Source organism: Citrobacter sp. wls615 (genome assembly GCF_005281355.1).
GTDB classification, from domain to species: Bacteria; Pseudomonadota; Gammaproteobacteria; order Enterobacterales; family Enterobacteriaceae; genus Citrobacter; species Citrobacter werkmanii.
The window spans coordinates 31,622-45,361 of record NZ_SZXM01000021.1 but is presented as its reverse complement, the minus strand read 5'-3'; the positions used below and the strand labels follow the sequence as shown (position 1 = coordinate 45,361).

The window sequence follows — 13,740 nt, the reverse complement described above, 5'->3', positions numbered from 1 at the left end:
CTCCGGCTATGCCGGAGGATATTTATTGTCTGTCATTTCATTCTTCGGCGCGGGTTCCTGAAATATTGCAACGCGCTGCAACGCGTCAAATATTCCTCGTAGCTCGCCGTAGAAACCGAATTTCCCGCTCGTTATTCATTTTCCTCGCGCCATACTGGCGGCATGAAAAAACAACAAGGCTACACGCTTCTCGAAACCCTGATTGCGATGCTGATTGTCGCGGCGCTAGGCGCGTCCGGGTTGTATGGTTGGCAGTACTGGCAACAGCAACAGCGCCTGTGGCAGACCGCCTGTCAGGTGCGGGATTACCTGCTGCAACTGCGTGAAGATGCTAACTGGCGTAACCGCGATCACGTCATCAGCGTGATGCGGGATGGCACATCCTGGTGTCTGGTCAGTTCTGCGGCTTCACAAGGCGGGTGTAAACCGACTTCACCGCTGGTGTTTGCACCGCTATGGGACGATGTCGAAATGGCAGAGATAACGCCTTCACTGGCATTTTTTGGACTGCGTAATACGGCATGGGCTGGGCATATTCGCCTGAAAAATGCGACAGGGGAATGGCGCGTGGTGGTGTCAGGCTGGGGGCGAATCAGACTTTGCGAACGCGATGAGGCCAGGCCATGTCAGTAAACGAGCGGGGTTTTTCACTGCTGGAGGTGCTCATTGCTATGGCGATCACCAGCATTTTACTGCTTAGCGCTGCGCGATTTTTACCCGCTCTGCAGCGAGAGATCCTGCGCAATACGCGCCAGTTAGCGCTGGAAGATGAAATATGGCAGCGGGTTTATACCGTGGCAAAACATCTTCAGCGGGCAGGGTATTGCCGGGGAACCTGTGTCGGAGAGGGACTGGTGATGTCGGCTAAGGGCGACTGTGTCATTGCCCGTTGGGATGCCAACGGTAACGGCGTTTGGGAGAATAGTCCCGCGAAAGAGGCTGATGTCATCGGATTTCGTTTACAGGACAAAGTACTGGAGACCCTGCGGGGAGCAACTGGTTGTAATGGAAAAGGGTGGGAGAAAATGACCGATCCGGCCACCATTCAGATTGAGGCATTTCAGGTTGAGCGCGTGAATATTCGCGGATTTCAACCACTCCTTACGTTGCGTTTGCGTGGAGTGAGCAACGTCGAACCACAAAAAGTCATTGAAGCCTTTTACAGTGTGACAGGTTTCAACCTGTGAATAGTGAGCGAGGTGTTTCATCACTGGCGATGGTTCTGCTATTGCTGGTGCTCGGCAGCCTGTTACTGCAGGGTGTTAGCCGACAAGAAGCGAGCTTCGCATCGCGTGTTACATCGGAAAGTCGGTCTTTGCAGCGGCAGGCGGTAGTGCAATCGGCTATCGAATGGGGACGCATGCAGCCCTGGGGCTTACAACCGACGGTACAGTGTCGGCGTTATACCGGGCAGGATGTCGCGGTTTGCCTGCGACGACTTACTGAAAACTCCGTGCTGCTTATCGCTCATTATGAAGAGGTATCGCTATGGCGTCAGGGAGAGGTTATCGATGGCAATATCAAATTTTCGCCGCATGGCTGGAGCGATTTTTGTCCGTTAAAGGCGGTAGCGTTATGCCAGATCCCCTGAACAGACAACGTGGTTTTAGCCTGCCGGAAGTGATGTTGGCAATGGTGCTGATGATCATGGTTGTGACCGCACTATCGGGATACCAGCGGGCGTCGATGAACAGTTTTATCGTCAGAAACCAGTATCAGCAACTCTGGCATCACGCCTGGCAACAAACCCAGCTGTATCCGTTTTCACCACCTGTGAACTGGCAGGTTAACCGAATGCAGACAACGGGAGCAGGATGTGTCAGCATCAGCGTTAAAATTTCTTCACCCCTGGGCAGGCAAGGTCAAATGACACGTCTGCATTGCCCGAACCGTCAGTAGTCAGGAGCCGCTATGTTAAGGGTCTATCACTCCAATCGTCTGGATGTGCTGGAAGCGTTAATGGAGTTTATTGTTGAGCGCGAGCGGTTGGACGACCCCTTTGAACCGGAAATGATCCTGGTGCAAAGTACCGGTATGGCGCAGTGGCTACAGATGACCCTTGCACAGAAATTTGGTATCGCCGCCAACATCGATTTCCCGCTGCCCGCGAGTTTTATCTGGGATATGTTTGTGCGCGTGTTGCCGGATATCCCGAAAGAGAGCGCGTTCAGCAAACAGAGCATGAGTTGGAAGTTAATGACTCTGCTGCCGCAGTTGCTGGATAACGATGACTTCGCACTGCTGCGACACTATCTGACGGACGACACCGATAAACGTAAGCTGTTTCAACTCTCTGCACGCGCGGCGGACCTTTTCGATCAGTATTTAGTTTATCGCCCTGACTGGTTAACTCAGTGGGAAGCGGGGCGCCAGATTGAAGGACTCGGCGAGGCTCAGGCATGGCAGGCACCGTTGTGGAAAGCACTGGTGGAATACACCGCTGAACTGGGCCAACCGCGCTGGCATCGTGCCAATTTATATCAGCGATTTATTCACACCCTGGAAAATGCGTCTGAATGTCCGCAGGGGCTGCCTTCTCGCGTCTTTATTTGCGGAATTTCGGCGCTACCGCCGGTTTACCTGCAGGCATTGCAGGCGTTGGGTAAGCATATTGATATTCATCTGCTATTTACCAACCCTTGTCGCTACTATTGGGGCGACATTAAAGATCCCACCTGGCTGGCAAAGCTGCTGGCGCGTCAGCGTCGGCACAGTTTTGAAGAACGTCACCTGCCGCTGTTTCGTGATACTGAGAATGCGGCAGGATTGTTTAACAGTGATGGTGAGCAGGATGTAGGCAACCCGATGTTGGCCTCGTGGGGCAAATTGGGACGTGATTATATTTATCTGCTTTCAGAACTGGAAAACAGCCAGGAGCTGGATGCGTTTGTCGATATAACCCCAGACAATCTTTTGCATAACATTCAGTCGGATATTCTCGAGTTACAAAGCCGGGCCGTGGCGGGCGTTACGCTGGACGAGTATTCCCGGAGCGACAACAAACGACTGCTTGATGCGAACGACACCAGCGTGACTTTCCATGTCTGCCATAGCCCTCAGCGTGAAGTGGAAATTCTTCATGACCGACTGCTGGCAATGCTGGAAGCAGATCCCACGCTGACGCCGCGCGACATTATCGTGATGGTGGCGGATATCGACAGCTACAGCCCGTTCATTCAGGCGGTTTTTGGCAGCGCGCCAGCCGACCGTTACTTACCCTATGCGATTTCCGACCGTCGGGCGCGTCAGTCTCATCCCGTCTTGCAGGCCTTTATCAGTCTGCTGTCGCTGCCGGATAGCCGTTTTGTCTCTGAGGATGTGCTGGCATTACTGGATGTACCCGTGCTGGCGGCACGTTTCAATATTGATGAAGAAGGTCTGCGCTATCTTCGTTTGTGGGTCAATGAATCAGGTATTCGCTGGGGAATTGACGACGATAACGTGCGCGAGCTGGAACTGCCGCCAACGGGTCAGCATACCTGGCAATTTGGTTTAACGCGCATGCTGCTCGGCTATGCGATGGAAAGCGCCCAGGGCGAGTGGCAATCGGTATTGCCCTACGATGAGTCGAGCGGTTTGATTGCCGAGCTGGTAGGGCATCTGGCCTCGTTGCTGATGCAGCTTAATCTCTGGCGTCGTGGACTGGCGCAGGAGCGCCCGCTGGAAGAGTGGCTACCCGTTTGTCGGGACATGCTTAATGATTTCTTCCTGCCGGATGCGGATACCGAAGCGGCGATGACGCTGATTGAACAGCAGTGGCAGGCAATTATTAGTGAAGGACTGGGGGCTGAGTATGGTGATGCCGTACCGCTTTCCTTGCTACGTGATGAGCTGGCGCAGCGTCTCGACCAGGAACGCATTAGCCAGCGCTTCCTGGCGGGGCCTGTTAACATTTGTACGTTGATGCCGATGCGCTCCATTCCTTTTAAGGTTGTGTGTCTGCTGGGTATGAACGATGGCGTTTATCCGCGTCAGCTTGCGCCGCTGGGCTTTGATCTGATGAGCCAAAAACCGATGCGGGGCGATCGCAGCCGTCGCGATGATGACCGTTATCTGTTCCTCGAAGCGTTAATTTCGGCGCAGCAAACGCTCTACATCAGCTACATTGGCCGCTCGATTCAGGATAACAGCGAACGCTTCCCGTCGGTATTGGTGCAGGAACTGATAGATTACATCGGGCAAAGCCATTATCTGCCGGGCGATGAATCGTTGACCTGCGATCAAAGCGAGGCCCGGGTAAAAGCGCACATTACCCGTCTGCATACCCGTATGCCTTTTGACGCACAAAACTATCAGCCCGGCGAACAGCAAAGCTACGCCCGGGAGTGGCTGCCTGCGGCGAGCCTGTCAGGAAAAGCGCACACGGATTTTGTGCAACCTCTCCCCTTTGAAATGCCCGCCACGATAACGCTGGAAACGCTACAGCGTTTTTGGGCTCATCCGGTACGGGCCTTTTTCCAGATGCGTTTGCAGGTCAACTTTCGCGCTGAAGAAAGTGAGATCCCGGATACAGAACCTTTTGTTCTGGAAGGATTAACTCGCTATCAGCTTAATCAGCAATTGCTTAATACGCTGGTTGAAGAGAACGATGCTGAACAACTGTTTCGCCGTTTTCGTGCGGCAGGTGTGCTGCCCTATGGGCCGTTTGGTGAAATTCTGTGGGATACGCAGCGTCAGGAGATGCAGTCGCTGGCTGAACGCATTATCGCCTGTCGTCAGCCCTGTCAGAGTATGGAGATCGATCTTAACTGTAACGGCGTGCAAATCACCGGTTGGCTGCCGCAGGTGCAAGAGGACGGTTTGTTGCGCTGGCGCCCATCTTTGATAAGCATTGCGCAGGGAGTGCAACTTTGGCTGGAACATCTTGTCTATTGTGCCAGTGGCGGTACGGGAGAGAGTCGGCTGTTCCTGCGTAAAGACGGAGAATGGCGTTTTCCGCCACTGGCGGAAAAACAGGCGCAGCTGTATTTGTCGCAACTCATTGAGGGATATCGGGAAGGCATGTCATCGCCATTGTTGGTATTACCGGAAAGCGGCGGCGCATGGATAAAAACCTGTTATGACGCTGCAAATGATGCCATGTTAGATGACGACGATACGCTGCAAAAAGCGCGCAGTAAGTTTTTGCAGGCTTATGAAGGCAACATGATGGTTCGTGGCGAAGGCGATGATATCTGGTATCAGCGCCTGTGGCGTCAACTGGATGCCGAGACGCTGGAACGCATTGTTTTACAGTCACAGCGCTATCTGTTACCGATTTTTCGCTTTAACCAGTCCTGATAGCTGTATAAAAATTGCGCAATTCGATAGCTTCCACTATGATGCGCATTCTGTCACGGACTGATTCTTACAAAGAGAAGATGCTGACTTGTTCAGCACAAAGTCTTGCCCTGTTCAGGCCACGTATTGATACGTGGTTTGCAGTGAACAGGTGAATACGTTAATGATGAGGTTTGTGAATGCCCCGCAGCACCTGGTTCAGCGCATTATTGTTGTTCGTCGCCCTTTGGGTTCCCGTAAGTCAGGCAGATACCGGTTGGCAGCCTTTAGCTGAAACCATCCGTAAAAGCGATAAAGATACCCGTCAGTATCAGGCCGTGCGCCTTGATAACGGCATGGTTGTGTTGCTGGTATCCGATCCTCAGGCCGTGAAATCCCTTTCAGCACTGGTGGTGCCTGTTGGCTCGCTGGAAGATCCGGACGATCATCAGGGGCTGGCGCATTATCTTGAACACATGTGTCTGATGGGTTCGAAAAAATACCCGCAGCCTGATAGCCTGGCTGAGTTCCTGAAAATGCATGGCGGCAGCCACAACGCCAGCACAGCGCCTTACCGGACCGCTTTCTATCTTGAAGTCGAAAATGACGCGCTGGTGGGGGCGGTGGATCGACTGGCGGACGCGATCGCCGATCCGTTGCTGGATAAAAAATATGCCGATCGCGAGCGTAACGCGGTGAACTCCGAGCTGACGCTGGCGCGTACCCGGGATGGGATGCGTATGGCGCAGGTCAGCGCTGAGACGATCAACCCGGCGCACCCAGGCTCGCGTTTCTCCGGCGGAAATCTGGAGACATTAAGCGATAAACCGGGTAACCCGGTGGTGCTGGCCTTACAAAAATTTCATGAAAAATACTACTCCGCGAACCTAATGAAGGCGGTGATTTATAGCAATAAACCATTGCCAGAGCTGGCGCGGATAGCCGCTGATACTTTCGGCCGCGTACCGAACAGAAATATCGAAAAACCGGAAATTACCGTACCGGTTGTCACCGACGCGCAGAAAGGCATCATCATCCACTATGTGCCGGCAATGCCGCGTAAAGTCTTGCGCGTCGAGTTTCGTATCGATAACAACAGCGCAAAGTTTCGCAGTAAAACGGATGAACTGATAACCTACCTGATTGGCAATCGTAGCCCTGGTACGCTGTCCGACTGGCTGCAAAAACAGGGGCTGGTGGAGGGCATTCGTGCCGATTCCGACCCGGTTGTTAATGGTAACAGCGGGGTGTTAGCCATTTCTGCGACGTTAACCGACAAAGGGTTGGCGAACCGCGATGAAGTTGTCGCGGCCATCTTTAGCTATCTCAATCTGTTACGTGAGAAAGGCGTCGATAAACGCTACTTTAACGAACTGGCGCACGTGCTGGATCTCGATTTCCGTTATCCTTCAATCACTCGTGATATGGACTACGTGGAATGGTTGGCTGATACCATGATCCGCGTTCCCGTCGAGCATACGTTGGATGCGGTGAATATTGCCGACCAATATGATGCGCAAGCCATTGCGCAACGTCTGGCAATGATGACGCCGCAGAATGCGCGTATCTGGTATATCAGCGCGAAAGAACCGCATAATAAAACCGCTTATTTTGTCGATGCGCCTTATCAGGTGGACAAAATCAGCGACAAAACCTTTGCTGACTGGCAGCAAAAAGCACAGGGCATTGCGCTGTCTTTGCCAGAGCTGAACCCCTACATTCCGGATGATTTCACGCTGATCAAAGCGGATAAAAAATACGCTCACCCGGAACTGATCGTCGATGAGCCGGATTTGCGCGTGGTGTATGCGCCGAGCCAGTATTTTGCCAGCGAGCCGAAGGCTGATGTCAGCGTGATCCTGCGTAACCCGAAAGCGATGGACAGCGCGCGCAACCAGGTATTATTCGCCCTGAACGATTACCTGGCGGGAATCGCGCTCGATCAGTTAAGCAACCAAGCATCGGTGGGTGGAATAGGTTTTTCGACCAACGCTAACAATGGTCTGATGCTTAACGCTAATGGCTACACTCAACGTCTGCCGCAGCTTTTTCAGGCTTTATTGAGCGGTTATTTCAGCTACACCTCAACGGATGAACAACTGGCACAGGCGAAATCCTGGTACGCTCAGATGATGGACTCTGCGGAAAAAGGTAAAGCCTACGATCAGGCGATTATGCCGGTGCAAATGCTGTCTCAGGTGCCCTATTTCCCACGCGATGAACGTCGCGCGTTATTGCCATCCATTACGTTGAAAGAGGTGATGTCCTACCGCGATGCTTTAAAAGCGGGGGCGCGGCCTGAATTCCTGGTGGTAGGTAATATGAGCAAAGCTCAGGCTACAACCATGGCGCAGGATATTCAGAAACAGCTTGGCGCGAATGGTTCGCAGTGGTGCCGGAACAAAGAAGTGGTCGTGGACAAGAAGCAGTCCGTCATCTTTGAGAAAGCGGGCAGCAGCACGGATTCTGCGCTGGCGGCGGTATTTGTGCCAACTGGCTATGACGAATACAGCAGTTCAGCCTACAGCGCCATGTTAGGGCAAATTGTTCAGCCGTGGTTCTACAATCAACTGCGTACTGAAGAGCAGTTAGGCTACGCCGTATTTGCTTTCCCGATGAGCGTTGGTCGTCAGTGGGGTATGGGGTTCCTGTTACAAAGTAGTGATAAGCAACCGTCTTACCTCTGGGAGCGTTATAAAGCATTTTTCCCGACGGCGGAAGCGAAGCTGCGGGCAATGAAACCTGAAGAGTTTGCACAAATTCAGCAGGCGATCATTGCGCAAATGCTACAGGCGCCGCAAACGCTGGGGGAAGAAGCCTCACAGTTAAGCAAAGATTTTGATCGCGGCAATATGCGCTTCGATTCACGTGATAAAATAGTGGCTCAGATTAAACTGCTGACGCCGCAAAAACTTGCCGACTTCTTCCATCAGGCGGTGGTTGAGCCGCAAGGCATGGCGATACTGTCACAGGTTTCCGGCAGTCAGAACGGGAAAGCAGAATACGTGCGCCCGGAAGGCTGGAAAGTGTGGCAGACCGTCAGCGCGTTGCAGCAAACCTTACCCCTGATGAGTGACAAGAATGAATGATGCCGCTGAGTCCCTTGATCCACTGCGCTTGCCCCTGACGGGCGAGCGCCTGATTGAAGCCTCTGCGGGCACCGGTAAAACCTTTACCATCGCCGCCCTGTATTTACGTTTACTGCTTGGACTGGGCGGCTCTGCCGCCTTTCCACGTCCTCTGACCGTCGAAGAACTGCTCGTGGTCACCTTCACCGAGGCGGCCACCGAAGAGCTGCGTGGCCGAATTCGTAGCAACATTCACGAGCTGCGCATTGCCTGTCTGCGCGAAACCACCGACAACCCGCTATATGCTCGTTTGTTAGACGAAATAGCCGATAAAAAACAGGCCGCCCAGTGGCTGCTATTAGCTGAGAGACAGATGGATGAAGCGGCGGTGTTTACCATTCACGGTTTTTGTCAGCGCATGCTCAGCCTCAACGCCTTTGAGTCAGGCATGCTGTTTGAACAGCAACTGATTGAAGACGAATCACTGCTGCGTTATCAGGCGTGCGCGGACTTCTGGCGGCGGCATTGCTATCCGTTGTCCCGCGACATTGCGCAGGTTATTTTTGAAACGTGGAAAGGTCCTCAGGCGCTATTGAGTGATATCAATCGCTATCTGCAGGGGGAAGCGCCGGTAATCAAGGCTCCGCCGCCAGATGACGAAACGCTGGCCTCCCGGCACGAACAAATTCTCGTCCGCATTAACCTGATTAAGCAGCAATGGCGTGATTCCGTTGATGAGCTTGACGGTCTGCTGGAAGCCTCAGGGATCGACCGGCGTAAATTTAATCGCGGTAACCAGGGTAAGTGGATCGAAAAGATCAGCGCATGGGCGCAGGAAGAAACCCAGAGTTACCAGCTTCCTGACGCACTGGAGAAATTTTCACAGCGTTTTCTGCAAGAGCGCACCAAAACGGGTGGCGTAACGCCTCAGCACTCGCTTTTCGTCGCCATTGATGAACTGCTTAGCGAACCGTTAACTCTCCGCGATCTGGTGATTACCCGGGCGCTGGCGGAAATCCGCACCGCGGTTGCCGAAGAGAAGCGCCGACGCGGCGAGCTTGGCTTTGACGATATGCTCAGCCGTCTGGATGCGGCGTTGCGCAGTGAAAGCGGCGATGCGCTGGCGGCGGCTATCCGTACCCGTTTCCCGGTCGCGATGATCGATGAATTTCAGGATACCGATCCGCAGCAGTACCGCATATTCCGCCGGATCTGGCAGCATCAGCCAGAGACCGCGCTGCTGCTGATTGGCGATCCCAAACAGGCTATTTATGCGTTTCGCGGCGCGGATATCTTCACCTATATGAAGGCGCGCAGCGAAGTCAGCGCGCATTATACGCTCGACACCAACTGGCGTTCTGCCCCCGGCATGGTCAATAGCGTGAATACGCTTTTCAGCCAGATGGACGACGCCTTTATGTTCCGCGAAATCCCCTTTAGCCCGGTAAAATTTGCAGAGAAAAACCAGTCGCTACGGTTTGTTTTACACGGTGAAACACAGCCCGCAATGAGTATGTGGCTGATGGAAGGGGAAAGTTGTGGCGTTGGTGACTACCAGAACTACATGGCGCAAGTGTGCGCAACGCAAATTCGCGACTGGCTTAAGGCCGGACACTCTGGTGATGCGCAACTGGTGAGCGGTAAAGCATCCAGGCCGGTACGCGCCTCAGACATCAGCGTACTGGTTCGTAGCCGCCAGGAGGCGGCGCTGGTCCGCGATGCCCTGACGCAACTGGCGATTCCCTCCGTCTACCTTTCCAACCGTGACAGCGTATTTGAAACGCTGGAAGCGCAGGAATTGCTGTGGATGCTGCAAGGTGTGATGACGCCGGAACGGGAAAACACGCTGCGTAGCGCGCTGGCGACCTCAATGATGGGGCTGAATGCGCAGGATATTGAAGCATTAAATAACGACGAGAATGCCTGGGATGCGGTAGTTGAAGAATTCGATGGCTATCGTCAAATCTGGCATAAACGCGGCGTCATGCCGATGCTGCGTGCGCTGATGACAAACCGCCAGATTGCGGAAAATCTGCTGGCGACGGCAGGGGGCGAACGCCGCCTGACTGATATTTTACATATCAGCGAACTGCTCCAGGAAGCGGGATCGCAACTGGAAAGCGAGCATGCGCTGGTGCGCTGGTTGTCCCAGCATATTCTTGAACCGGACAGCAATGCGTCCAGCCAGCAGCTCAGACTGGAAAGCGACAAGCATCTGGTACAAATCGTGACTATTCATAAATCGAAAGGGCTGGAATATCCGCTGGTCTGGCTGCCGTTTATCACGAATTTCCGCGTCCAGGATCAGGCGTTCTACCACGATCGCAGCTCCTTTGAAGCGGTACTGGATCTCAGTGACGCCAGGGAGAGCGTTGAGCTGGCAGAGGCTGAACGCCTGGCGGAAGACCTGCGCTTGCTCTACGTTGCGCTAACCCGTTCGGTATGGCACTGCAGCCTTGGCGTTGCGCCGTTGGTACGTCGTCGGGGCGATAAAAAAGGGGATACCGATGTGCATCAGAGCGCCCTTGGCCGTCTGTTGCAAAAAGGTGAGTCAATGGATGCCGTGGGGCTGCGTGGCGCGATTGAAGCGCTGGGTTGTGACGATATTGTCTGCCTGACGCCAGGTCAACCTGACGGTGAGCGCTGGCAGGTTGCACAGCCGGTCAGCGCCACATTGAGTGTGAGAACACTGCAACGTACCCCCGGCGACGGCTGGCGCGTGACCAGTTATTCCGGCCTGCAACAGCGCGGACATGGAATCGCGCAGGATCTGATCCCGCGCCTGGATGTTGATGCCGCAGGCGTTGGCGAGGTCATTGCGGAGTCAGGACTCACCCCGCATCAATTTCCGCGCGGCGCCTCGCCGGGCACGTTTTTGCATAGCCTGTTTGAGGACCTTGATTTTACCCAACCGGTAGATCCGCATTGGGTCGAGGAAAAACTGGCCCTGGGCGGTTATGACGCGCATTGGACGCCGGTTTTGACCGCATGGCTGGACGCCATTTTGCAGGCGCCTCTCAACGAGACGGGCGTCAGTTTGAGCCAACTTTCCGCCCGTGAAAAACAGGTGGAGATGGAGTTTTATCTGCCGATTTCGCAGCCGCTGATGGCCAGCCGACTTGATGCGTTGATCCGTAAATACGATCCGCTTTCAGCGGGCTGCCCCGCGTTGGATTTTATGCAGGTACGCGGCATGCTTAAAGGGTTTATTGACCTGGTGTTTCGCCACCAGGGACGTTATTACCTGCTTGATTACAAATCTAACTGGCTGGGTGAAGACAGCGCAGCCTACACGCAGCAGGCGATGGCCTCAGCTATGCAGGCGCATCGCTACGACCTGCAATATCAACTTTATACCCTGGCGCTGCATCGCTACTTACGCCATCGCATTGCTGATTATGATTATGAACGCCATTTTGGCGGCGTTATCTATCTTTTCCTGCGGGGCGTTGATGGTCAGGATCCGCAGCAGGGAATTTACGCCACCCGACCAGACGGCGAATTGATCGCTTTGATGGATGAGATGTTTGCCGGTGCGGAGCTGGAGGAGATGTCATGACAATCCAGAAACGATTACTGCAAGCCGTTGAGCAAAAACAGCTCCGGCCTCTGGATGCCCAGTTTGCGCTGGCAGTTGCCGGAAATGACAATCCTGCGGTTGCGCTGGCTGCGGCATTGCTCAGCCGCGAAGCCGGAGAAGGGCACGTCTGCTTACCGCTTTCGCGATTATCCTTACGCGAAGATGCTCATCCTCTGTTAAGCGCCTGGCTTGCTGAGATGGGCGAGCCTGAAGACTGGGCTGAATGTTTGCTGGCCTCCGGGGCAGTAAGCCGTGGCGAGCAACCGACCCCGCTGGTGCTGTACGGCGATCGTTTATATCTGAACCGCATGTGGCATAACGAACGCGCGGTGGCACGTTTTTTCAGTGAAGTTAACCACGCTATTGAGGTGGATGAACAACGGCTGACCGACACGCTGGAGGCACTGTTTCCATCATCGGAAGGCGTTAACTGGCAAAAGGTGGCCGCTGCTGTGGCGCTGACCCGCCGTATATCAGTGATCTCCGGCGGACCGGGTACTGGAAAAACGACAACGGTCGCGAGGCTTCTGGCGGCGTTGATCCAGATGGCGGACGGTGAACGCTGCCGTATTCGTCTGGCGGCGCCAACGGGAAAAGCGGCTGCGCGTCTGACCGCCTCGCTGGGGGCGGCGCTGCGAGAACTGCCGCTTACCGATGAGCAAAAGAAACGCATTCCCGATGATGCCAGTACGCTGCATCGGTTATTAGGCGCTCAGCCTGGCAGCCAGCGCCTGCGTCATCACGCGGGGAATCCGCTGCATGTAGATGTGCTGGTGGTGGATGAAGCCTCAATGATTGATTTGCCGATGATGTCGCGCCTTATCGATGCCCTGCCGTCGCACGGGCGGGTGATTTTTCTCGGCGATCGTGACCAGCTTGCCTCCGTCGAGGCGGGGGCGGTGCTCGGGGATATTTGTGCTTTTGTCAGCGAAGGATTTACCCCGGAACGTGCCCGGCAGCTTAGTCGCCTGACCGGTAGCGCTATTCCGGCGGGAGTGGGTACTCAGGCGGCGGCGTTGCGTGACAGCTTGTGTCTGCTGCAAAAAAGCTACCGTTTCGGCAGTGACTCTGGGATCGGTCAATTGGCTGCTGCGATTAATCGCGGTGACAAAGCTGCGGTAAAAACGGTTTTCCAGCAGGGATTCAGCGATATCGAAAAACGCACGTTACACAGCAGTGAAGATTACGCCGCGATGCTGGATGAGGCGCTGGCCGGTTATGGGCACTACCTGGATTTACTGCACGAGGGCGCCGCGCCGGATGCCATCATTCAGGCCTTCAATGAGTATCAGCTGTTATGCGCTTTGCGGGAAGGCCCGTTTGGCGTTGGCGGTTTGAATGAACGCATTGAGCAGGTGATGACGCAAAAACGTAAAATTCGCCGTTCGACGCACAGTCGTTGGTATGAGGGAAGGCCGGTGATGATTTCGCGCAATGACAGTTCGCTGGGGTTATTTAACGGTGATATTGGCATTGCCCTCGAGCGTGGACAAGGGTTGAGGGTGTGGTTTGCGCTGCCGGACGGTTCGATTAAGTCGGTGCAACCCAGCCGCTTGCCTGAGCATGAAACCACCTGGGCGATGACGGTACATAAATCGCAGGGATCTGAGTTTGACCATGCGGCGTTGATTTTACCCAGCCAGCATTCCCCCGTGGTTACCCGCGAGCTGGTCTATACCGCCGTAACCCGCGCGCGCCGCCGTCTGTCGCTGTATGCCGATGAACGAATATTGGGCGGGGCAATTGTCATGCGTACGGAACGCCGCAGCGGACTGTCGGCGTTATTTAATGACGGCATGATGTAGCTGTAGGCCGGATGCGGCTGTTATGCCG

8 protein-coding genes are annotated in these 13,740 nt (G+C 54.5%); all 8 read left to right on the top strand.

The window, feature by feature from the left end; translation table 11 throughout:
- Positions 1 to 162 precede the first annotated feature (162 nt).
- The 8 genes from FDX04_RS07015 to recD all read left to right on the top strand — a co-directional run bounded on the left by FDX04_RS07015 (position 163) and on the right by recD (position 13,712).
- Positions 163 to 633, top strand: a complete 471-nt coding sequence (locus FDX04_RS07015; protein WP_137361268.1) for a prepilin peptidase-dependent protein — start codon at positions 163 to 165, stop codon at positions 631 to 633.
- A complete protein-coding gene (locus FDX04_RS07010; RefSeq protein ID WP_042310778.1) occupies positions 624 to 1,187 on the top strand; it encodes a prepilin peptidase-dependent protein in 564 nt (187 codons plus the stop codon). Before FDX04_RS07015 ends, FDX04_RS07010 begins: the two co-directional genes overlap by 10 nt.
- Positions 1,184 to 1,591 (top strand): DUF2509 family protein, encoded by a 408-nt coding sequence (locus FDX04_RS07005; RefSeq protein ID WP_137361267.1) that lies wholly within the window; start codon positions 1,184 to 1,186, stop codon positions 1,589 to 1,591. Before FDX04_RS07010 ends, FDX04_RS07005 begins: the two co-directional genes overlap by 4 nt.
- A complete protein-coding gene (locus FDX04_RS07000; RefSeq protein WP_137361266.1) occupies positions 1,576 to 1,899 on the top strand; it encodes a prepilin-type N-terminal cleavage/methylation domain-containing protein in 324 nt (107 codons plus the stop codon). Before FDX04_RS07005 ends, FDX04_RS07000 begins: the two co-directional genes overlap by 16 nt.
- A 12-nt stretch (positions 1,900 to 1,911) precedes the next feature.
- Positions 1,912 to 5,280: an exodeoxyribonuclease V subunit gamma gene (gene recC, locus FDX04_RS06995; protein WP_137370686.1), complete on the top strand. Its 3,369-nt coding sequence runs from the start codon at positions 1,912 to 1,914 to the stop codon at positions 5,278 to 5,280.
- A 179-nt stretch (positions 5,281 to 5,459) separates the two neighbouring features.
- On the top strand, positions 5,460 to 8,348 hold the full coding sequence (gene ptrA / locus FDX04_RS06990) for a pitrilysin (RefSeq protein ID WP_137370685.1): 2,889 nt from the start codon (positions 5,460 to 5,462) through the stop codon (positions 8,346 to 8,348).
- On the top strand, positions 8,341 to 11,886 hold the full coding sequence (gene recB / locus FDX04_RS06985) for an exodeoxyribonuclease V subunit beta (RefSeq protein ID WP_137370684.1): 3,546 nt from the start codon (positions 8,341 to 8,343) through the stop codon (positions 11,884 to 11,886). Before ptrA ends, recB begins: the two co-directional genes overlap by 8 nt.
- Positions 11,883 to 13,712, top strand: a complete 1,830-nt coding sequence (gene recD / locus FDX04_RS06980) for an exodeoxyribonuclease V subunit alpha (protein WP_137370683.1) — start codon at positions 11,883 to 11,885, stop codon at positions 13,710 to 13,712. The genes recB and recD overlap by 4 nt, the downstream gene beginning before the upstream one ends.
- The last annotated feature ends 28 nt before the right edge of the window (positions 13,713 to 13,740 follow it).

Bases quoted from the DNA above. Each gene is read 5' to 3' on its own strand.
- recC (WP_137370686.1), top strand. From the start codon at position 1,912: ATGTTAAGGGTCTATCACTCCAATCGTCTGGATGTGCTGGAAGCGTTA.
- ptrA (WP_137370685.1), top strand. From the start codon at position 5,460: ATGCCCCGCAGCACCTGGTTCAGCGCATTATTGTTGTTCGTCGCCCTT.
- recB (WP_137370684.1), top strand. From the start codon at position 8,341: ATGAATGATGCCGCTGAGTCCCTTGATCCACTGCGCTTGCCCCTGACG.
- FDX04_RS07010 (WP_042310778.1), top strand. From the start codon at position 624: ATGTCAGTAAACGAGCGGGGTTTTTCACTGCTGGAGGTGCTCATTGCT.
- FDX04_RS07015 (WP_137361268.1), top strand. From the start codon at position 163: ATGAAAAAACAACAAGGCTACACGCTTCTCGAAACCCTGATTGCGATG.
- recD (WP_137370683.1), top strand. From the start codon at position 11,883: ATGACAATCCAGAAACGATTACTGCAAGCCGTTGAGCAAAAACAGCTC.
- FDX04_RS07000 (WP_137361266.1), top strand. From the start codon at position 1,576: ATGCCAGATCCCCTGAACAGACAACGTGGTTTTAGCCTGCCGGAAGTG.